General features: G+C 69.6%; 19 protein-coding genes and 1 other RNA gene. 5 read left to right on the top strand and 15 right to left on the bottom strand.

Going from position 1 to position 19,691, the window contains the following annotated elements; all coding sequences use genetic code 11:
* Positions 1-72 precede the first annotated feature (72 nt).
* The 11 genes from CCS38_RS30745 to CCS38_RS30795 all read right to left on the bottom strand — a co-directional run bounded on the left by CCS38_RS30745 (position 73) and on the right by CCS38_RS30795 (position 12,104).
* Entirely contained in the window at positions 73-1,299 is a 1,227-nt protein-coding gene (locus tag CCS38_RS30745; RefSeq protein ID WP_223736604.1) for a hypothetical protein, read from the bottom strand.
* Positions 1,300-1,336: 37 nt separating this feature from the next.
* The gene (locus CCS38_RS30750; RefSeq protein ID WP_223736605.1) at positions 1,337-2,002 is read right to left on the bottom strand and encodes a hypothetical protein; all 666 of its coding nucleotides are present in this window, start codon (positions 2,000-2,002) and stop codon (positions 1,337-1,339) included.
* A 58-nt stretch (positions 2,003-2,060) separates the two neighbouring features.
* Positions 2,061-2,408 (bottom strand): hypothetical protein, encoded by a 348-nt coding sequence (locus tag CCS38_RS30755; RefSeq protein WP_223736606.1) that lies wholly within the window; start codon positions 2,406-2,408, stop codon positions 2,061-2,063.
* 104 nt (positions 2,409-2,512) lie between these two features.
* On the bottom strand, positions 2,513-3,058 hold the full coding sequence (locus CCS38_RS30760) for a hypothetical protein (protein WP_223736607.1): 546 nt from the start codon (positions 3,056-3,058) through the stop codon (positions 2,513-2,515).
* Positions 3,059-3,149: 91 nt separating this feature from the next.
* Entirely contained in the window at positions 3,150-3,407 is a 258-nt protein-coding gene (locus CCS38_RS30765) for a hypothetical protein (protein ID WP_223736608.1), read from the bottom strand.
* A 319-nt stretch (positions 3,408-3,726) separates the two neighbouring features.
* On the bottom strand, positions 3,727-4,227 hold the full coding sequence (locus CCS38_RS30770) for a hypothetical protein (protein ID WP_223736609.1): 501 nt from the start codon (positions 4,225-4,227) through the stop codon (positions 3,727-3,729).
* 221 nt (positions 4,228-4,448) lie between these two features.
* The gene (locus CCS38_RS30775) at positions 4,449-5,072 is read right to left on the bottom strand and encodes a hypothetical protein (protein WP_223736610.1); all 624 of its coding nucleotides are present in this window, start codon (positions 5,070-5,072) and stop codon (positions 4,449-4,451) included.
* Positions 5,069-5,707 carry a hypothetical protein gene (locus CCS38_RS30780; protein WP_223736611.1) on the bottom strand — a complete coding sequence of 213 codons (639 nt, stop codon included), beginning with the start codon at positions 5,705-5,707 and terminating at the stop codon, positions 5,069-5,071. The genes CCS38_RS30775 and CCS38_RS30780 overlap by 4 nt, the downstream gene beginning before the upstream one ends.
* 23 nt (positions 5,708-5,730) lie before the next feature.
* On the bottom strand, positions 5,731-7,005 hold the full coding sequence (locus CCS38_RS30785) for an AAA family ATPase (protein WP_223736612.1): 1,275 nt from the start codon (positions 7,003-7,005) through the stop codon (positions 5,731-5,733).
* A gap of 13 nt (positions 7,006-7,018) precedes the next feature.
* Positions 7,019-7,285: a hypothetical protein gene (locus CCS38_RS30790; RefSeq protein WP_223736613.1), complete on the bottom strand. Its 267-nt coding sequence runs from the start codon at positions 7,283-7,285 to the stop codon at positions 7,019-7,021.
* Between the two features lie 94 nt (positions 7,286-7,379).
* Positions 7,380-12,104 (bottom strand): FtsK/SpoIIIE domain-containing protein, encoded by a 4,725-nt coding sequence (locus CCS38_RS30795; protein WP_223736614.1) that lies wholly within the window; start codon positions 12,102-12,104, stop codon positions 7,380-7,382.
* A gap of 250 nt (positions 12,105-12,354) precedes the next feature.
* Between CCS38_RS30795 and CCS38_RS30800 the strand changes: the two genes are divergently transcribed.
* Positions 12,355-12,642, top strand: coding sequence for a WXG100 family type VII secretion target (locus CCS38_RS30800; RefSeq protein ID WP_030248879.1), 288 nt, complete (start codon positions 12,355-12,357; stop codon positions 12,640-12,642).
* Between the two features lie 257 nt (positions 12,643-12,899).
* On the opposite strand, the gene rnpB is transcribed toward CCS38_RS30800, so the two are convergent.
* Positions 12,900-13,301, bottom strand: an RNA gene (rnpB, locus tag CCS38_RS30805) — RNase P RNA component class A.
* Positions 13,302-13,384: 83 nt separating this feature from the next.
* Between rnpB and CCS38_RS30810 the strand changes: the two genes are divergently transcribed.
* Together CCS38_RS30810 and CCS38_RS30815 are read left to right on the top strand one after the other, a co-directional pair.
* Positions 13,385-14,206, top strand: a complete 822-nt coding sequence (locus tag CCS38_RS30810) for a MerR family transcriptional regulator (RefSeq protein ID WP_223736615.1) — start codon at positions 13,385-13,387, stop codon at positions 14,204-14,206.
* Positions 14,203-14,865: a hypothetical protein gene (locus CCS38_RS30815; RefSeq protein ID WP_223736616.1), complete on the top strand. Its 663-nt coding sequence runs from the start codon at positions 14,203-14,205 to the stop codon at positions 14,863-14,865. Before CCS38_RS30810 ends, CCS38_RS30815 begins: the two co-directional genes overlap by 4 nt.
* On the opposite strand, the gene CCS38_RS30820 is transcribed toward CCS38_RS30815, so the two are convergent.
* Together CCS38_RS30820 and CCS38_RS30825 are read right to left on the bottom strand one after the other, a co-directional pair.
* Complete coding sequence (locus CCS38_RS30820; protein WP_223736617.1) at positions 14,826-16,277, bottom strand: RNB domain-containing ribonuclease; 1,452 nt, start codon at positions 16,275-16,277, stop codon at positions 14,826-14,828. The genes CCS38_RS30815 and CCS38_RS30820 overlap by 40 nt on opposite strands.
* 49 nt (positions 16,278-16,326) lie before the next feature.
* Positions 16,327-16,797 (bottom strand): VOC family protein, encoded by a 471-nt coding sequence (locus CCS38_RS30825; RefSeq protein ID WP_223736618.1) that lies wholly within the window; start codon positions 16,795-16,797, stop codon positions 16,327-16,329.
* A gap of 132 nt (positions 16,798-16,929) precedes the next feature.
* On the opposite strand from CCS38_RS30825, the gene yaaA reads away from it, so the two are divergent.
* Both yaaA and eda read left to right on the top strand, forming a co-directional pair.
* A complete protein-coding gene (yaaA, locus tag CCS38_RS30830) occupies positions 16,930-17,727 on the top strand; it encodes a peroxide stress protein YaaA (RefSeq protein ID WP_223736619.1) in 798 nt (265 codons plus the stop codon).
* 67 nt (positions 17,728-17,794) lie between these two features.
* The gene (eda, locus tag CCS38_RS30835; RefSeq protein WP_223736620.1) at positions 17,795-18,448 is read left to right on the top strand and encodes a bifunctional 4-hydroxy-2-oxoglutarate aldolase/2-dehydro-3-deoxy-phosphogluconate aldolase; all 654 of its coding nucleotides are present in this window, start codon (positions 17,795-17,797) and stop codon (positions 18,446-18,448) included.
* A gap of 28 nt (positions 18,449-18,476) precedes the next feature.
* Here eda and CCS38_RS30840 read toward each other — a convergent pair whose 3' ends face one another.
* Positions 18,477-19,688, bottom strand: a complete 1,212-nt coding sequence (locus CCS38_RS30840) for a bifunctional RNase H/acid phosphatase (RefSeq protein ID WP_223736621.1) — start codon at positions 19,686-19,688, stop codon at positions 18,477-18,479.
* Between the last annotated feature and the right edge of the window lie 3 nt (positions 19,689-19,691).

The raw sequence follows: 19,691 nt of genomic DNA on the forward strand, positions 1-19,691 counted from the left end.
TCACCCGACGGACCCCCACCACCGGGCACGCGACGGCCCTCCGCCCGCCGCGCCCTCCGGCTTCGTAACGGGTCACCCATGCTCCGTACACCGCACAGGCATAACGCCCCCATCACCACGCAGCGAAACCACACCGGCACCATAGATATCGCCCACGTACCAGACCTGCGCCCGTCCGGCCGGTAGCCGGCGAAGAGCAAGCTGCGTACGCAATGCCTCATTCCCGGTGACCAACACCAGAGCACGCCCCCGGTGCCGCACCTCGACATCCATCGTCCGCCAGGGCGTACCTCTGCTCCGCAATTTCCGGTACAGGGCGAAGCTGGTCCGCAAACGCTGGAAAGCCACCACGATGACGCCCAGGAGGAGGGCAAGCGACTTGCCGGAGAGGATCCCATTGGTCCCGTGAGCGAAGAGCCCCGAGAGGTACCAGAAGAAGGGGATCGACGCGACGGCCGGAACGGCTGCAGCTCGGAGCAGCCGTAGCCGCATCGACCGACGCGTAGCCGGAAAGGCCCAGGCCGGTCCCGACGGCGGCGCGGGAGCCGGCACCACCGGGGCACGCTTCGATTCCATGGCCGGGATGGCGAGTTCCGGCAGCCGAACCCCCGCCTTGAGGGCCCGCGTCAGCGCTTCGGGAGAGGCGTTACCAGGATGCTCGACGGAGCGCAGCCATACTGACCATGGGACCTCCAGCATGCGGCGCGGCCCGCGCTTGCCCGGCACCGCGAGGATGCCACGGAAACGCGGATCGCCGGCGAACCACAGCGTCCGAATGTCCCCCTTGGCCTCGGGCCCGGCCTGCGGAGACATCCGCTTCAACCACCAGCGGGTGCGCCGGTTTGCATCCAGAGAGACCGAGACCTCGGAGCCCGGGTCGTCCGGATCCGGAATTTTGAACCAGGGCCTGCTGCCAAGGCCGGATCCCCCCTTGCCGACCGAGTGGGGAAGGCCGCCCTCAAAGACCTGCCAAGGATAGGTCCGCAGGACTCGGCGAAGCCGGAACACCCTCCTGAACAGGCCGACTTGGACGTATGCACCGTAAATCAAGGCGGCAAAGGAGCCCACTACCAGGAAGGCACTCAACCACACAGGGATGACGTGCACAGCGGCGAAAACCGCGCCGGCATACGCCAGGCCGAGCGGAATTCCGAGCAGGCGTGTCAGGAGGAACATCGTCCAGGCGCGCCGGGTGCCCTGGACCCGCCAGGCAACGTCTCGCGTGGTTGAGCACGCCGAGGTTGAGCGCGGCGAAGCGGAAGACACCGATTGCACGCGGCGCCGGGTGGAAGGGCTCATGCTGTTCTCCAGTCACCTCAATTGTCAGCCGCGGCAGTTACGCGTTGTCGAGCTCTCGGCGCCGACGGTCCAGTCGCACAAAGCTCCACGTGCCGAATCCCAGGAAAACTGCGGCCGCACCGGCGATCACGCCCGCGTGGGAGCGGGGTTTCCAGGACTCATTCCACGGCTCGACCGCACCCTTGGGGTCGTACCGAACGCGCAATACGTCACCTGTCCTCACACCGCCATCACAGCCGTTGCCCTCCGTGAGGTCAGGCGAGATCTTCCGCCCGTCAGGCTTCTGCAGAACGCAGCGGTCGGGCCTGTCATCCAGCGCCACGACCTCGGCCTGCGTCCATTTCCCTCGTTCCTGCATCGCCAAATTACTCCCCGCTCCACCTGACACCCCTGCGAGCAATGCGCCTGCAAGAAATGCCGGCACGATCTGCCACACCACCCTCCGCCTATGCCGAGGGATACGCCACACGACAGGCACCAGAAAAGAGGCAAAAAACGGCAGGATGAGCACGGCCAGGAACCAGCTCCCGTTCCTTATCCAGGAATACAGCGGCACCACGGGCCCCAGCCACATGAGCCCTGTCATTACGGCCGCGCACGCCAGCTGGAACAACAACCAACGCAAAACTCTAGATCGCCCTTGCCGGCCTCCTTCCTCCGACACGCGCTCCGCCGCCCCGACCTCTCCCACTTCCGACACCATTTACTATTCCGCTTCCCAGTGTTTCAGTTCAGCCAATTCGAGTCGAGATCGGAATCGGTCACCTAGGTGCTCGCCTTTTCAGAATCGGACCTGTCACCAGGATCGAGAGGCAGATGAGTACGGAAAACACGGCCAGCCAGCTGTAAGCGAGCGCCGTGATGAGGTTCAAGACCAGGTACATGCCGGAAAAGACCTTGGTCGTCTGGTTAAGGTGCGTGCCATTCGGGGAATTGAAGGTTGATTCCCGGTACGTTACGAACACGAACAGGAATCCCACCGGTGCGAGCATGAGGGGCCATGCCACGAAATCGCGGGTGAGCCAGTCGATGTCGCTGACCCTTCCGCCGATGTCGACGAAGGCCATGCAGAGCACCGGAAGCAACGCGAACGTGGCGACAAGCTTCACGCCTCTGGATTCTCTTCGGCTTCGCTCTGCATTTACCGACACTGGGTGTTCCTCCTAGGGTTTCGGTTTGAGATTCGGCTACGCCCGAAGTGCGTCAATCGGCCTCACCGAGTCCCTGCGGCGTGTTGCCATGTACTTCCAGTTTCACAAGTCAGGGTGTCCTTGACCTTCTCGTCGAAGTCCATTTTGGCGTCGCTGTAAGGGTCGTTACCCATCGCCATTTCTGCGCCCTTGTCTCCCAGGTCCACTGCGCCGGCGGCCCCGTAGTTCACCTGGGCTTTCCGTACGGCCTTGTCCGCCGCATCGGCCGCTTTCTGGATATGGGCATCGTCGCCATACTTTTCTCGCAAAGACTTGGCGAGCTTGGACGTATTGACCACATCCTTGTCACCTCCCAGCAGGCGTTCCCCGCGAGTCGTCGCAGACGCCGAAACTTCTCCCACCCCGTGCTCTCGCAGAGCCTGCTTTGCCCGCATTGCCGGTTGGCCGTGCTGCGAGTCGGCTCCATACCGCATGATTCTCTTGTCGACCAGCTTGCGCAGGTTTGCGTACCGATCAAGCCTCGCTGTCTTCAGCGTTGTGTGTGCTGCCTTTACGCCCTTCGTCGCGATGCTGCCGAAGCCCAGTGTCGCCAGGGCGAAGACATCCATGGCGACATCTGTCCAGCTCCGTCACCGGAGAGAGCCAGCATCGTGTGCCCGATGCCGACGGCCGCGGTGAGCCCCACGGCAGTCCACGTGGCTACGGTGACGAGCGCCGCAAGCCATCCGACGGGCGTGACGGCCAGCGCAACGATCCGATGATCGTTGCCGCATAACTCAGGACAGTGCAAATGGTGTCGATCGTGTCAGCGTTCGCATGCACCCAGTCCTTGAAGTCATCCCAGCCGCTGTCCTTGATGACATCTCGGATGTCCTGGCTGATGTTCTTGGCATAACGCTGGGCCGCTTCGTCCCGATCGGAGATGACCTGGTTGAGCTGCTTGTGATAGGGCGCCAAGTGGCTGGTGGGGTCGGATTCCTCAGCCGGCTTGTCGTTGCCGCCTTTACCGTCCTTCTCCGCCTCTGCTTCCTGCTTCTTCCGCTCGGCTTTGTGTTCCTCGTCGGCCTGCTTTGCGGCCTTGAGGACCCCCTCCGCCCGCTCCTGTAAACCTTCCAGGTCATTGGCCCAGTTGACGAGGTCGCCAACGACGCGTTCGTAGCGGCCCGCCGTTTCGCGGAAGTTCTTTTTCAGGTCGCCGGACTTCTCGCGGCTCCCCGTTGCCCAGATGCAACAGGCCCTTGCTCGGGGTGACCGGGCAAGGGCCTGCTGCGGAGCCTTACGCCGCCACGTACTCGCGATCCCGTCGGGCCATGCGCGTGCCGCCCCACGTGCCGAATGCCACGAATACCGCTGCCAGGGCGGCGATTGCGGCGCCGTAGGAGGTCGGCTTCCAGGAGGCGGATACTGGGTTGGCTGCGCCCTCGGGGTCGTAGCGGACGTTCAGGGTGTCGCCTCGTTCAACGCCGGCGCAGCCGTCGCCCTCCTTGAGGTCCAGGGGGATTTCCTGGCCGTTCGGCTGCTGCAGGGTGCAGCGGTCGGTCTTGCCCTTTGTTACCGCCACTACCTTGGCCTCGGTCACGCGGCCGCGGTCCTGCAGCGCTGAGTCCTGGCCCGCGAAGAGCGACAGGACGCCCAGCCCCGCGGCCGCGATAACCATGGGAATGAGCTGCCACGTTCCCCGCTTGTTCCGAGGGACGCGCTGGAGCCGGAAGAACGGCGTCAGCACGGAGGCGAGGGGCAGGAGGATCACTCCCAGTACGAAGCCTGTGCCCCTCATCCACGCGCTCAGCGGGACCGCGGGTCCCGCCCACGGGAGTCCGGCAATCCCGGCCGCGCACACGAGGTAGAACAGCAGCCATCGCAGGAGTGCTGATCGATCCCCACCGGCTTGCTCCTCAGTAGTACCCCGCGCGCCGACGGCGAACTCTTCCTCTTCCCGAGCCATTTACTGATCCCACTCCTGGATTGCCGCAGTCCCGCTAACCGTGCCCCTTGCCGTCAGTCAACGGCAATGTCGTTCGGATTGACCACCTTCATGTTGCGAGCGAATTCGTCGAATGCCTCGATATTCGCGGACACCCAGCCGAGGTCGTCGCTGATGGTGCGCATGGACAGGTCGATGCCGTGCGAGTCGACACGCCAGCCGTAGTTGACCGACATGCAGAGGGCTTCGCCGCCCTTCGGTACGAAGTGGCGGATGGAGCGCAGGCCCTTGCCGAGGTTGTCGGTGGTGAAATCCACGATCTGGGGGTCCTGCGCGGCTCCCGGCTCGTTGCGCTGCACCAGCGTGTCCAGGACCTGCTCCACCGGCCCTTGCGAATCGACCGCGTAGAAGAAGAACGGCACCAGGTCCCTGCGGAGGTCCGGGGCGTACGCGAACAGGTGCTGCATGGGGATCCGCTGCGGGAACTGCTCGGAGAACCCCTCGAGTACGCGCGCGAGCTCCTTCACCTGCGACTTGTCGCTCGGCCCCTCCGGCTCAAGACCCCAGCGCAGCTCGGCGCACTTCTTCGCCCACTTCCGGCGCTGCCGGTCGGCGCCCCTCCCCTCGAGGATGGGAACCGCAATCCACGCTTCCGGGGCCGGGTCTTCGGTGAAGTCGAGTGCGTACGGAATGCTCATGCTGCGCTCCAGCGGAAGGTGGTCATGACGGCGTCGAAGAGTTCAGTAAGGATTTCGAGAAAATCCTGCGGCGTACCTTCGGGCGTGAGGGTGGTGAACGAGACGATGAGCCATTCGCTCACCTCGCCGGCATCCGGCACCGGCACCACGTAGTTGACTTGCCGGCTGGGTACCGAGTCTTCGTTCTTCGGGTTGGCGGGGACGGATCGCTGGCAGCGCACGCCGGGCACGTCGTCCAGCGTGATGTCCTCCGACGGCCCGAAGTCCTTGGTCAGGTGGCGCATCGTCTCGCTCGGCGAGGTCTGCGCGCCGAGACCCGGGGAGACCTTGGAGACCAGGAAGGAGGCGGGCGCGACGAATCCGTGGATCGGCTCCACGGGGAGGTAGATGTCGACGCCGTTCCGGCGCTTGGCGTCGGCGACGGCCCGGTTGAGCCGACCGTGCAGCTCGAGCCGGGCCTGCGTCACCTTCTCCTTGGGGGTCGCCGGATCCAGGTATTTGACAGCGTGATCCACGATCCCCTTGATCGCGTCCTGTGTCTCGGACTTCGATCTCAAGGGGATGCGGTCCCATCCCGGCGGCATCAGGATCGTGTAGCCGCCAACCGCCGTATTGGGGATTTGCACGGTGCTCATTCCTCGCGTTTCGAAGGGAGCGGTTACCACGCCGACGAGGCAGGTACCTTCCAGGTATTGCCCTTGAAGTCGTTGTAGGCGTCCCAGCTGTCCTTCTTCCAGCCACCCGTCGCGTCGCCGACGGCATTCAGTGTGTCGTTGTCGCCGAGCGCCTTGTCGCCGACGTCAGCGGCGAATCCGGTCCACTGCATGCCGACCGCTCCGGCGTATGCCGCGTGTCCACCGAAGACCGTCGCTCCCGACACCGCATCCGGGTGCGCAGCAGCGTTCGACTTGATCCCCTGGAGGACGCCGATGGCTTCGTCGTCACCCTGGTTCAGGATCTTGCCCAGCTTCCCGATGTCGGCGGTGTCGTCCGCCACCTTTCCGGCGTCCCGGGAGATCAGCTTCCGCAGGGTGTTCATCTCCGACCGGATGGCTGCCTTCGAGGCGTCGTCCGTGGCATTGGCGAGTGCGCGGGAGAGCTGATTGCGCATGCCCTTGGTGACGGCCAGCCCTTCCTTGAGACGCGCGGCGCGACTCGTCGTGGCCGCGGTACGCGCGGTGGTACCCGCTGCCTTCAGCCCCTTGACCGCGAGCCCACCGGCGGCGAATGTGACCAGGCCGATGCAGTCGAATGCCACGTCCATCCAGCTCGCCTTTCCGGCGGCCACCAGCATCATTCGACCGGCGACCACCGCGAGGCCGATGGCGAGGCCGGCAATGACCAGCAGGTTCACTCCGGGAATGAACATCGCGACGATGGCGAGTGCTGTTCCGATCCAGCCGAGAATGTCGAGGAACAGCTTGAATCCCTCGGCATGTTCCGCGACCCAGCCGACGGCGTCGTCCCAGAGGCTGTCCTCGATGTCGTCGTCGAGCGCGTCCTCGATTTCACCGGCGATTTTGTTGCCGAGGCGCAGGTAGTGGCTCACCGCGTCCGACATGCGGCCCTTGGCCTCGTCGACCTTGTCCTCGTCCTTCTCGTCGACCTTGGCCTGGCTGAGTGCCTTGCGGGTCTCCTCCTGCGCGTATTCCAGCTCCTTGGCCCATTCGCGCAGCAGGCCGCTCACCTTGGTGTACCGGCCCTCGACCTTGCTGAGCTTGTCCGCGAGGTCGCCGGCGCCCTCCTTGAGCTTGTCGGCGTACTTGCCCTTGAGGTTCTGGTTCTGCCCGGCCTGACGGAGCAGTCGCGCCTGATCCTTGATGGTGGTGGCGATGTTCTCGAGGCGGCGTGCCTCCTCGCGAATGTCGTAGGGGTCGCCCGGGGTGGGGTCACCCTCGGAGATAGGAGACCAATCGACTGGTCGGTTGCCCATGTGTCTCTCGCCCCTACTCGCTGTCGATCTTCTCGAAGCCCCGGATGACCTTTTTTACGTGGTCTTCCGTGCCCTTCATCTGCTCCATGAGCTCTTTGCGGTGGTCATCCCAGTTGTCGGAGAACTCTTCCATCGCGCTGATGATGCGCGTATGGCCGTAGGCATCCGACATCGCCCCCTGGTTGGCCCCGCAGTTGTTGAACTCCTTGCTGAGCTTGCCGAAGTGGCTCTTCATTGTGTTGAGCTCGTCGTAATCGACTATCAGGTCGCTGTCGCCCAATTCGACCGACTCCCCGTTGATTGATTCTGTATGAGAGTGCCTGCCGGCCCGCGCACTTGCGGAACCGGCAGGCTTGACACTGGATTGAAAGCCTTTATCCCACCGGCACGGTCACCGTGAACGCCTCCCCGTTGCCCAGGTGCAGCAGGCCCTTGCCCGGAGTGACCGGGCCGCCGACCGCGTTGCGGCTCAGGCGTACGCCGATCAGTTCGCCGCTGGAGGTGTCCTGCGGGGACAGCAGCAGGCCGCGCTTGGACTTCTTGAGGTCGACCTGCCAGCCGCTGAAGCCCGAGCAGACGTCGTCCTCGTCGCCGGCGATGACGATGCCGATGCCGCGGTCGGAGCCCGTCGAGATGAGCCTCTTGAACTCGTCCTCCGCGTCGCAGTCCTCCAGCAGCTCGCCGTCGTCGATCAGGACGACGATCGGGTGCTCGGGAGACGCCGTCGCCACGGCCTCCCGCAGCTCGTCCTCCTCGATGTCGCTGCCCGTGAAGACCGCCAGCACGCCCTGAAGACCCTTCAGGTCGCGCAGCGGGGAGGTCCGCGGGGCGCAGACGACCAGTCGGGCGCCGCGGCCGACGAACGTACGCGCCAGGTTCATCAGCACCGTCGAGCGGCCCGACTTCGCCGGTCCCGCGATCACGAAGGCCGGCGAGCCCTGTGCCAGGTCCGGGCCGAAGGCCATCAGGTCGTCGCCGCCGACGCCCACCAGGCCCCACAGCCGCGAGGCGGACGCCGCCGGGTCGATGTGCTGCCACGCCTGGTCGAAGGTGATGCGGCTGGGCAGCGAGTCCACGCGGAACGGCCGCAGGGCCCGCGGCACCGCCGCGTCCCGGCGGGTCGCGCCCTCTCCGATGGCCGCCAGGGCCGCGTTCTGCCCCTGTCCGGTGGCGTCCTCGCTCAGCAGCGCGAACTGGATCTCCGTGCCCGTCTCGTTGCGGAACGCGCGGCCCGGCGGGATCTCGTCCGGCACCTTGCGGCTGTTGATGCCCAGCATCGAGAAGTCGGTACGGTCCGCGAGGCGCAGGCCGAGCTTGTCCTCCGTCAGCGAGGAGATCCGGCCGGTCAGCAGCTGCCTGTCACCCGTGATCACCAGGTGGATGCCGACGCTCGCGCCCTCGCGCATCAGGGTCAGCAGCTCGTCGGTCAGCTCGCCGTGTTCCAGCTCGCCCAGGGACGAGACCCAGCCCTCCCAGCGGTCGAGGAGCAGCACGATGTGCGGCAGCCGCCGGTCCTCCGGCGTCCCGGCGCGCTGCTCGCCGATGTCCGCGAAGCCGTACTCGGCGAGGAGCTCCTGCCGCTTGCTCGCCTCCGCCGACAGCCGGCGGACCAGGCGGACGGCCCGCTCGGTCTGGTTGCGGCCCACCACGGCGCCGCAGTGCGGCAGCTTGGTCAGCGCGTTCAGCGCGCCGTTGCCGCAGTCGATGCCGTACAGGTGGACGTCGGCGCAGGTGAGGCTGCGGGCCAGGGAGCCCGCGATCGTACGCAGCGCCTGGGAGCGGCCGCTGCGCGGCGCACCCGCGATGAGCAGGTGGCCGAAGGTCGCGAAGTCGACGGCGACCGCGCGGCGGGACTGGCTCGACGGCAGGTCCTCGATGCCGTACGGGGCCGGGGGCAGCGCGCCCATGCCCTGGGCCGGCGGCAGGTCCTCCGGCAGCAGGGTCTCCGAGAGGGCCGGCAGCCAGGGGCTGTGCTGCTGCGGGATCTGGAGGTGCGTGTTGGCCTCGCGGATGGCGTCGACCAGCACCTTCAGGTCGGTGATCTCCTCTTCCTCGCTCTTGGCGGCCGCGGGCTTCGCCAGCGCCGCGCGGCCCAGGTCGGCCCAGTCCAGCTCCCCGGTCCACGGGGCGATGGCCATCGGGTCGACGGTGCCGGGGCGGCGGCCGCCGACGCGGCCGGACTGGAAGGGGATGAGGGAGGCGGCACCGGTGCGGACGTACGCACGGCCCGGGTTGTTCTTGGAGATGTTGCCGGCCTCGGGCGAGTCGATGACGTCCGTCGACTCGCCGCCGTCGGTGACCCGCAGGGCGATACGGAGGTTGGTGTTGGCCCGGATCTCCGGCGAGACCACGCCGGACGGCCGCTGGGTCGCCAGCATCAGGTGGATACCGAGGGAACGGCCTCGCTGGGCGATGTTGACCAGGCCGGTGACGAAGTCCGGCAGGTCGCGGACCATGGACGCGAACTCGTCGATGACGAGCAGCAGCCGGGGCAGCGGCGCCATGCCGGGATTACGGCGCACCAGGTCCTGGTAGTCCTCGATGTCCTTGGCCCCGACCTGGGCGAGCATGTGCTCACGGCGGTGGAGTTCGGCGCCGAGCGACTCCAGGGCGCGCTCGACGAGGTGGGCGTCGAGGTCGGTGACCATGCCGACGGTGTGCGGCAGGTTGACGCAGTCCTTGAACGCGCTGCCGCCCTTGTAGTCGACGAGCACGAAGGTCATGTTCTCCGGCGTGTTCGCCACCGCCAGCGCGGCGACGATCGTCTGCAGCAGCTCGGACTTACCGGAGCCCGTCGTACCCGCGATGAGGCCGTGCGGCCCGTCCTTGCGGATGTCGATGCCGAACGGCCCGTCGTAGGACTCACCGACCATCGCCAGCGTGGACTGTCCGCCGCTCTGCCAGCGGGCGACCACCGCGCCGGGCGACGGCGGCTCCATCCCGATGACGTCGAGGAGCCGGCTGGAGTCCGGCAGCGCGCTGTCCGTCGCCTCGCCGCTGATGTCGCGCAGCGGGGCGAGCGCGCGGGCCACGCGGGCGCACCAGGCCGGGGAAACGAAGTCGGGCCGGACGCCCAGGATCTTGGCAGCGCCCTCCTGCTGCACGCGCAGCCGCAGCACGTTGGGGTCGTACTGCTCCACTGCCGCCGCCGGGGCCGCCGGCGCGGGGGCGCCGCTCTGGTTGTCGAGGGAGAGCATCACGGCGGCGGTGTTGGTCAGCGCCGGGTTGGTGGGCGCGTTCGACTTCCTCCGCTTGCCCTTGCGGCGCGACTTGCCGGCCTCGGCCGCCTTCTTCCGCTGCTCCTCCTCGTGGGCCCGCTGCAGTACCTGGAGCGCGTCGCTCGCGCCGCCGCCGGCCTGCCGCTCGTGCCGGGCGTGCCGGGCATTGCGCGGCTCCGCGATCACGATGCCCTTGCACTCGCCCGGCAGGAAGCGCTCCTCGGCGTCCAGGCAGATCGCGTACATCGATACGGCCGGGCCTTCCTGCAGCAGCCGTACGACGCCGGGCATGGAGCGCAGCCGGCGCGAGCCGTCCCAGACGACGACGATGTCGGGGTCGGCGAAGCCCGCCTGGCCGCGGTTCTCCTGGAGGGCCTTCTGCCGGGCCTCGAGGATCTGGGTGAGTTCGCCGATCCGGGCGCCGACGGTCTCGGCGTCGTTGCCGATGAGGACGTTGGCGTCCTGGGCCGTCGGGCGGGCGTGCGGGAGCCAGCGGACCCAGTCCCAGCCGGCCTGCGCGTGCGCCTCGGTGAGCACGTAGAACTGCACATCCAGCGGGCTGTGCAGGGCGGCCGCCTGGGTCACGGCCCAGCGCGCCAGGCTGCGCGCGGTGTCGTCGGGGCCGGCGAAGCCGATCACGCCGAGCTGGCCCAGGTGCAGGGCGACGGGGGTGTCGGCGATGTCCCAGGTGACCTGGCGGCGGTGGTCGTCCTGCTCGGGGTCGTCGAGGACGACGGCGGAGGGGAGCCGGCCGGTGCCCACCCGCAGCAGCAGGTGGTCGGCGTCGCTGCGGCGGCGCTCCCACAGACGGGTGCGGGGGCCGGTGGCGTTGGCCCAGATGGTGCCGGGGTCCGGGTGGTCGAGGAGGCGGTCGCCGCGCTCCAGGACCAGCGCCTCCTGCGCGTCGCGCTCGATCCGGGCCTTGTGCTCCTCGTACTCCTCGACCTGCTTGGCGTGGGACTTGCGGCCGTGCTTCTTGTCCCAGAAGTAGTTGGCGAGCATGATCACGGGGCTGAAGACCGCGATCAGCAGGTACGTCATGCGCCCCATGACCAGCGCCATGGTGACGGCCATGGCGAGCGGGGACAGCGCCATCAGCCAGGGCAGCGGCCGGGCCTCGTACTCCTTGGGAGGCGCCGGCAGGCGGAACTTGGTGGTGCGCTCCGGGGGGCGCAGCCGCGGCGGGCGGTTGTAGTCGTGCCCGGAGCCGTCGTCGGACCACTTCAGGGCCGCGTCCGGCGGCGTGTAGTGGGCCACGTCGAGCAGGGTGTTGCCGATGGCGAGCTGGGAGCCGACGTGCAGCTGCTGCCCTTCGAAGGGCTTGCCGTCGACGCACACCTCGTCGGGCTTGGGCTCCTCGCCCTGAGGTGCACCCGGTCGGCCGGGCTGCTGTGCCTGTGCCTCGCCGCCGGGTCTGGCGCCGTGCACGGTCAGCCGGAGGTCGTCCGCGGCGACCACGTAGAGCGTCAGCGCGCGCTGCGGCAATTCCGGGTCGTTGACGAACACTTGGCAGTTCGGGCTGGAACCTATGTCGTACCGGCCGATGCCGAGCCGGTACACGGCACCGGCGTCGGGCCCGCCGGCCACCCGGAGCTCGATGACACCGGGCTGCTCACCGGGCAGCGTGCCGGAGGGGTCGTCCAGGCTGACCACCGCGCCGTCGCGCAGCGGGGAGGTGGTGACGGTGTGGGCGGGGTCCACGTGGTGGTTGTCGACGTAGAGCACCGGACCGGGCTGCCCTGCGTACGAGCCGACGCCGCCCCGCACCCGGGCCGCCAACTCCCGGGCAACGGCGTCGATACGGGTCTCCGGGTCGGCATCGAGGACGAGGTCTTTGCTGGCGTTCGCATAGGGGTCGACGACAGTCAGCTTCAAACGCACTTAGCTCCTCCTCGAAATGCCTTCTAGGAGAGAGACAATATCGTCCCGGAAGCTCGGTCGCGCACCTGCGGCATACCTCAACAATGTCCCGATTTTGGGGGAGTTAATGGACGTCGCGACTGGGCTTATGTGCGCCTGTGAGAGTGAGCGACTAAGGTGCCCAACGGCGCGTGCCTCCTAACCGGTTCGCGCCATGCGTATGCCGGGAGGGGGACCTCGCGGTCGTCAAACGGAGGGAATGGGGAGCGTCATGGCTAAAGACCTTGATGTCACATATGAGGACATGCGGGCCGCCGCGAAGAAGATGAACCGCGAGAAGGAGCGGATCGAGGAGAAGCTCCAGGACCTGAAGTCCTACATCGACGGCCTGCTCGAGAACGGCTTCGTCACCCGGTCGGCCTCGAAGAAGTTCGGCCAGGACTTCGAGGAGTTCAAGCAGGGTATGTCGAAGACCAACGAGGGTCTCGACGGCCTGGCTCAGTACCTCGAGAAGGCGGCGGACTCCTTCGAGAACCTCGACAGCGAGCTCGGCAAGTAAGTCGGCGACTGCCGCGGCTGAGCCTGTCTGCGCACAGCGCCGGGGGGTGAGGGCGGTTCGGCCTGGATTGGCCGACACCGCACTCACCCCCTTTTCGCTCTCTGCGGCATGGTGAGAAGCGCGCAATGGGCGGCCGGACCACCGCTCCGAGACCTCACCCAGAATTTCTCCGATTTCTCTCCAATTTCTTTACATCTCGCAGAAGGCATGCCGCGCCGAGGCACGGCAGGACCGCCGAGGGTCATGGAGAGGAAAGGCGGACGAGTCGGCCTCTACGCCGGGTTCTGTCTCCCGGGGCCCTTGCGGGCCGCGGGGAGGCGGCCATCCATCTAGGACTGCCGTTGCCGGCAGCCTCCAGCGGTCTACCCGCGGACTCGGGCGGGCAGCCCTCGATCATCCGCGCAGGGCCGTCAGCCGACGGCCCCTCTTGACCTTGCTCCGGGTGGGGTTTACCTAGCCCTCCGAGTCACCTCGGAGGCTGGTGGTCTCTTACACCACCGTTTCACCCTTACCGGCGCCTTGCGGCACCGGCGGTCTGCTTTCTGTGGCACTGTCCCGCGGGTCACCCCGGGTGGGCGTTACCCACCACCCTGCCCTGTGGAGCCCGGACGTTCCTCGGGGAGGTCCGAAGACCCCCACGCGACCGCCCGGCCGGCTCGTCCGCCGTGCCGACCATGGTACCCGTACGCCGCGGCGGCTCGTCCTTGACCTTGTCGCAGCGTCAACGTTTCTACTGGTCGGCATGAGGATCGGAGAGCTCGCGGCGCTGGCCGGGGTCACCACCCGGACCGTGCGCCACTACCACCACCTCGGGCTGCTGCCCGAACCGGAGCGCCGCGCCAACGGCTACCGGGAGTACGCGCTGCGCGACGCCGTGCTGCTGACACGGGTGCGGCGCCTGACCGAGCTGGGGCTCGGCCTGGACGAGGTACGGGACGTACTGGCCGAGGACGCCAGACGGGACCTGGAAGAGGTACTCGCCGAGCTCGACGCGGATCTGGCGCGGCAGGAGGCGGAGCTGCGCGAGCGGCGGGCGCGGCTGCGGACGCTGCTGGACCGCGCGAAGGAGCACGGCGGCCTGCCCGCCGAGGGCCCCGTGTCCGAGGAACTCGCGGACGTCTTCGGGAAGATGGCCCGCGCCTCGGCCGCCCGCCCCGGGCCCGAGCCCGCGATGGCCGCCAAGGAGCGGGAAATGATGGCGCTGTTCGAGTCGATGGGCGGGGACGAGGCGCGCGAGCGGCTGTCCTCCCTGCTCGGCTCGGCGCTCCTGGAGCCCGCGGCGATGGACCGCGCGTACGAGGTGTACGCGCTGCTGGACGAGCTCGCGGAGGCCGAGGTGGACGATCCGCGGGTGGCGCGGGCCGCGCAGGCGATCATCGACTGTCTGCCGGACGCGGTGGCCGCCGAGCTCGGCGCCGGTGCGCAGGAGGCCCTGGCCGGTCCCGGCTCCGGGGACGCGGCGGCGGACCGGTCCTGGATGGCCGCCTTCTACGCCCACTTCGCGCCCGCCCAGGCCGCGGCCGTCCAGCAGACGATCCGGCTCCTGGCGGAGCGTGCGCGGTGAACCGGCGCCGGGCGGCGCGGCTGCTGCTCGCCCATGAGGTGCGGTGGCTGGCGAGCCTGGGGCTGTGGGTGGTCCGGCGGCAGGACGGCGTGGGACGGAACGCCAGTGGGGTACGCGCCTTCGGATACGCGGGGGCGCAGGCCCCGTTGGTGCTCGGCTTCGCCTTCGTGTGCCTCGTCGAGACCGTCGGCGTCGCCTTCCTGCTCGCGGACGTCCCGGTCGCCCACGCGATCATGCTCGTGCTGGACGTCTACACGGTCCTGATGGCGCTCGGGCTGCACACCGCAGCGGTCACCCGGCCGCACCTGGTGAGCGCCGACGCGCTGCGCATACGGAACGGTGCGCGGCTCGACGCCTCGATACCGCTGGACCGCATCGCCACCGTCCGCCGCGACCTCCGCTTCCCGAAGGGGAAGCCGCCCGCCGGCGTCCTGGAGGCGGCCGTCGCCGGGCAGACCGCGGTCACGCTGGAGCTGTCCGCGCCGGTCACCGTCGTACGGCGGTTCCTCGGCCCGCCCGAGGAGGTCCGCACGGTCCGCTTCCACGCGGACGACGCACGGGCGGTGGTGGCGGCCCTACGGGAGGCGATGGCCGCCGTACCGGTAGGCGAGCACGCCGCTCACGCCGGTACGAAGCGGACCGGCTCACGGCCCGGGTAGGCGGCCGTGAGGCGGACCCGCAGCGGGTGCCCGAGGGGCAGCGGCGGCGCCTCGGGAGCGGCGTCCAGGCGGCCGACGACGGCCGGGGAGCAGAGGTGGACGGTGCCCTGACGGGGCCGCTCCTCGTGGACGTCGACGACGTAGCCGTCGAAGTGCTCGCCGATCCGGTCGTGCAGGACGGCCGCCTCGACCAGGTCGACGCACTCCCGCTCGACCCGGTTGGCGCGCCGCCCGCCCTCCGCCATCTCCTCCGGCAGCGCGGGCAGCGCCGCGCGCACCCACTCCGGTACCGGCTGCCCCGCCGCCGCTGCCAGGCACAGCTCGCCGGCGTAACGGTCCACCAGGCGCCGCAGCGGCGCCGTGGCGTGCGCGTACGGCGCGGCGACCGCGGAGTGCAGGGCGTGCGCGGAGTCGGGCGGGGAGCCGTCGAAGACCGTGTAGCCCGCGCCGCGCAGCAGGGCGGTGCACTCCTGGAGGAACGCGGCGTGCGTGCTCCGGTGCGGGTCGAGGCCGCGGATCAGCTCCGCGTACGAGGTGTGGTGCGGCCAGTCGACGCCCAGCGCGCGGGCGGTACGGCGCAGTCGGCCGACCGCGCCGTCCGGTGCGGAGGGGAGGGTGCGCAGGATGCCGGTGCCGGAGGCGAGCATCAGGTCGGCCGCCGCCATGCCGGTGAGCAGCGAGAGCTGCGCGTTCCAGCCGTCGGCGGGCAGCGGGGCACGATAGGCGAGGCGGTACCGGCCGTCGCGCAGCACGATTTCCTGTTCGGGGACGTTCAGCGAGATGCCGCCGCGGGCCCGCTCGCGCTCCTCGCGCAGCTGTCCGATGTCGCGGAGGAGGGAGAGCGGCTCCTCGGCGGTGCCGCTCTCAATGGCGCGCTGCACGCCTTCGTAGTCGAGCCGGGCGCGGGAGCGGACGACGGCGCGGCGGACATCGGTGGCGGCCAGCGCCCCGTACTCGTCGAGGTCCAGCCGCCACAGGACGGCGGGCCGGTCCTGGTCCGGCAGGAGGCTGGCGGCGCCCTCACTGAGGACGGGCGGGTGCAGGGGGACGCGCTCGTCGGGGAAGTACAGGGTCTGCACGCGGCGGTGCGCCTCGTTGTCCAGCGCGCTCCCCGGGGTGACGAACGCGGCGACGTCGGCGATGGCGTAGTACACGCGGAATCCGCCGGGCGCCCGGCGCGCGAGGTACATCGCCTGGTCCAGGTCGGTCGAGCCGGGCGGGTCGATGGTGAAGAGCGGCAGGTCGGTGGCGTCCTCGGCCGGCATACGGGGGCCGCGCGCCACGCGCGCCGCCTCCTCCCGCGCCTCGGCCGGGAAGTCGGCCGGGATGTCCGGCCGCGTCCGCAGCTCCTGCAGCGCGCCGCACAGCAGGGCCTCGTCCTTGTCGGTCACTCGCATCGGGCGACGGGGCATGTTTCGAGGTTAGGTCGGCGGGGCGCCGGCCGCCGGGCGGCCCGCCGGGTCAGCCCTTGTACGCGGCCTCCAGGCGGCGGATGTCGATCTTCTTCATCTCCATCATGGCCCGCATGACCCGCTGCGCGCCCTCGGCGTCGGGGCCGCCCAGCAGCTCGGGGAGCGCCCGCGGCACGATCTGCCAGGAGAGGCCGTACTTGTCCTTGAGCCAGCCGCACTGGCTCTCCTCGCCGCCCTCGGTCAGCCGGGCCCAGAGCTCGTCGACCTCCTCCTGCGTCGCGCAGTCGACCGAGAGCGAGACCGCTTCGGAGAAGGTGAAGGCCGGGCCGCCGTTGAGCGCGAGCAGTTCCTGGCCCGCAATCTCGAAGCGGATGACCATGACCGAGCCCTCGGCGCCCGGGCCGCCCTCGCCGTACCGCTGCAGGTCCAGGATGCTGCCGCCGTCGAAGACGGAGAGGTAGTGGTTCACCGCCTCCTCGGCCTGGTTGTCGAACCACAGACACGTCGTGATCTTCTGCATGGTGCGCTCTCCCGGCCTCGGAACGGCGTCGTGGCCGACGCTACTCCTGGCGGGGCGGCCCGGCACGTACAGCGGCGGATAGGGTTCACCGGGGCCGCACCCCGTACCACTACGACCATTGAGGAGACCGCCGTGCTCGTTCTGCTGCCGCCGTCCGAAGGGAAGGCCGCAGGCCAGGCCGGGGACCCGCTGGACGTGGCCGCGCTGTCGCTGCCGGGCCTCACGGCCGCGCGCGAGACCGTATTGACGGAGCTCGTCGAGCTGTGCGCGGCCGACGCGGGCAAGGCGCAGGAGGTACTGGGCCTGAGCGAGGGGCTCAAGGGCGAGGTCGCGAAGAACGCCGCGCTGCGGACGGCCGGTGCGCGCGCGGCCGGGGAGATCTACACCGGCGTCCTGTACGACGCGCTGGGCCTCGCGACGCTGGACACGAAGGCGCGCGCGCTCGCCGAGCGGTCGCTGCTCGTCTTCTCCGGTCTGTGGGGCGCGGTGGGCATCGCCGACCGGATCCCTTCGTACCGCTGCTCCATGGGTGTGAAGCTGCCGGCCCTCGGGGCGCTCGGCGCCTACTGGCGCGGGCCGATGGCGGAGGTCATGCCGGAGGCGGCCGGGGACGGGCTCGTACTGGATCTGCGATCGGCCGCGTATGCCACTGCCTGGAAGCCCAAGGGCGAGGTCGCGGAGCGGACCGCGACCGTGCGCGTACTCCAGTCGAAGATCGTGAACGGGGTCGAGAAGCGGTCCGTGGTCAGCCACTTCAACAAGGCGACGAAGGGCCGGATGGTCCGGGACCTGCTCTCGGCCGGGCGGGAACCGGCCGGTCCGGCGGAGCTCGTGGACGCGCTCGTCGAGCTGGGGTACGAGGTGGAGGCGCAGGCCCCGGCCAAGGCCGGCAAGCCGTGGGCCCTGGACGTGATCGTCACCGAGCTCTGACCCCCGTCGCGTTGCACAGCATGCAACGCTCGTTGCGAAGAATGCGGCCGAGGCGCACTATGAACGCGTGACTAGTGCTGCCTCTGCCTCCGCTGCCGCTTCCCCCGAAGGCTCCGTCCTCGGACTGGCCCCCGTCATCCCCGTCGTCGTCCTGGAGGACGCCGCCGACGCCGTACCGCTCGCCCGCGCGCTCGTCGCGGGCGGCCTGCCCGCGATCGAGGTGACGCTGCGCACCCCGGCGGCGCTGGACTCGATCCGGGCGATCGCCGCCGAGGTCCCGGACGCGGTGGTCGGCGCGGGCACGGTGATCACGCCCGCGCAGGTCCACGAGACGGTCGCCGCGGGCGCCCGCTTCCTGGTGAGCCCGGGGTGGTCGGCGCCGCTGCTGAGCGCGATGAAGGACTCCGGCGTACCGTTCCTGCCCGGCGTCTCGACGACGTCGGAGGTCGTGACGCTGCTGGGCGAGGGCGTCACGGAGATGAAGTTCTTCCCCGCCGAGGCGGCCGGCGGCACGGCGTACCTGAAGTCGCTGGCCTCGCCGCTCCCCCAGGCCCGCTTCTGCCCGACGGGCGGCATCACGGAGGAGAAGGCCCCGTCGTACCTGGCACTGCCGAACGTCGCCTGCGTGGGCGGCACGTGGATGCTTCCGGCGGATGCGGTGCGCGCCAAGGACTGGGCGCGCGTCGAGCGACTGGCGCGGGGTGCGGCGGCCCTGGCCTGACGGCACGGCGCCCTGGCGGCTGCGCCGCCTACCGCAGGTGCGACGTGTCGTTCAGCAGTCGCAGCGACGCGTTGCCGTCCGCGTAGTACGCGATCGCCGACAGCGACGCCGCCGAGAGTTCCATGCGGAACAAGGACTCCGGCGGGGCGCCGAGCGCCAGCCGTACCAGCGTCTTGACCGGCGTCACGTGGGTGACGAGCAGGACCGTTTTCCCGGCGTACCGCGCCTGCAGCCGGTCCCGCGCCTGCGCGACCCGGCGCGCGACGGCCGCGAACGACTCGCCGCCGCCGGTCGGTTCGGCCTTGGCGGAGGCGAGCCAGGTGTTCAGGTCTTCCGGGTAGCGCTCGCGCACCTCGGAGAAGGTCAGGCCCTCCCAGGCGCCGAAGTCCGTCTCGCGCAGCCCGTCCTCGATGCGGACGTCCAGGCCGAGCCGGGCCGCGATCGTCTCTGCGGTCTCCCGGCAGCGGCGCAGCGGGGAGCTGACGATCGCCTGGACCGTGCCCCGTACGGCGAGCGCGGCGGCGGCCTCACGGGCCTGCAGGCGCCCCGCTTCGGAGAGTTCGGGGTCCGAGCCACCGCTCCCGGAGAATCGCTTCTCCGGGGTCAGCGCGGTCTCGCCGTGCCGCAGCAGTACGAAGGTGGTGGGCGCCCCGAGATCGGCGGGCGCGGCCCAACCGGACGGCGGCGTGGCGGTGGTGGCAGTCGCACCGGCGCCCTGCGGCTCCGTCGCCGCCACCGAAGCCGTCGCCCCGGAAGCTGTCGCCCCCGAAGGCTCCCGCGCTCCCGCCGCCAGCGCCGCGCGCGACGTGCCCGGCTCCCACTGGCGGCCCGCGGCGCCCGCGTCCATCGCCTCGTTGGCGAGCCGGTCGGCGTGCTTGTTCTCCTTGCGCGGGATCCACTCGTACGTGACCCGGTCGGGCGGGAAGACCGCCTTGGCGGTGGCCGCGAGCGGCTGCATGTCCGGGTGCTTGATCTGCCAGCGCCCGGACATCTGCTCGACGACGAGCTTGGAGTCCATCCGGACTCTGATCTCCGCCTCCGGGTCGAGCGCGTGGGCGGCCCGCAGCCCGGCCACCAGGCCCCGGTACTCGGCGACGTTGTTCGTGGCCGTACCGAGGAACTCGGCGGCCTCGGCCAGCGTCTCGCCGGTCTCGGAGTCGATGACGACGGCGCCGTACCCGGCGGGCCCGGGATTGCCCCGCGACCCGCCGTCCGCCTCGACGATGAACGTCCGCGGCATCGG

It is taken from the genome of Streptomyces purpurogeneiscleroticus (genome assembly GCF_020024005.1).
GTDB classification, from domain to species: domain Bacteria; phylum Actinomycetota; class Actinomycetes; order Streptomycetales; family Streptomycetaceae; genus Streptomyces; species Streptomyces purpurogeneiscleroticus.

Coding starts and splice junctions, on each gene's coding strand:
- CCS38_RS30775 (WP_223736610.1), bottom strand. CDS start 5,072: ATGAGCATTCCGTACGCACTCGACTTCACCGAAGACCCGGCCCCGGAA.
- CCS38_RS30745 (WP_223736604.1), bottom strand. CDS start 1,299: ATGAGCCCTTCCACCCGGCGCCGCGTGCAATCGGTGTCTTCCGCTTCG.
- CCS38_RS30750 (WP_223736605.1), bottom strand. CDS start 2,002: ATGGTGTCGGAAGTGGGAGAGGTCGGGGCGGCGGAGCGCGTGTCGGAG.
- CCS38_RS30785 (WP_223736612.1), bottom strand. CDS start 7,005: ATGGGCAACCGACCAGTCGATTGGTCTCCTATCTCCGAGGGTGACCCC.
- CCS38_RS30825 (WP_223736618.1), bottom strand. CDS start 16,797: ATGCAGAAGATCACGACGTGTCTGTGGTTCGACAACCAGGCCGAGGAG.
- CCS38_RS30840 (WP_223736621.1), bottom strand. CDS start 19,688: ATGCCGCGGACGTTCATCGTCGAGGCGGACGGCGGGTCGCGGGGCAAT.
- CCS38_RS30780 (WP_223736611.1), bottom strand. CDS start 5,707: ATGAGCACCGTGCAAATCCCCAATACGGCGGTTGGCGGCTACACGATC.
- CCS38_RS30800 (WP_030248879.1), top strand. CDS start 12,355: ATGGCTAAAGACCTTGATGTCACATATGAGGACATGCGGGCCGCCGCG.
- CCS38_RS30770 (WP_223736609.1), bottom strand. CDS start 4,227: ATGAGGGGCACAGGCTTCGTACTGGGAGTGATCCTCCTGCCCCTCGCC.
- CCS38_RS30760 (WP_223736607.1), bottom strand. CDS start 3,058: ATGGATGTCTTCGCCCTGGCGACACTGGGCTTCGGCAGCATCGCGACG.
- CCS38_RS30820 (WP_223736617.1), bottom strand. CDS start 16,277: ATGCCCCGTCGCCCGATGCGAGTGACCGACAAGGACGAGGCCCTGCTG.
- CCS38_RS30810 (WP_223736615.1), top strand. CDS start 13,385: ATGAGGATCGGAGAGCTCGCGGCGCTGGCCGGGGTCACCACCCGGACC.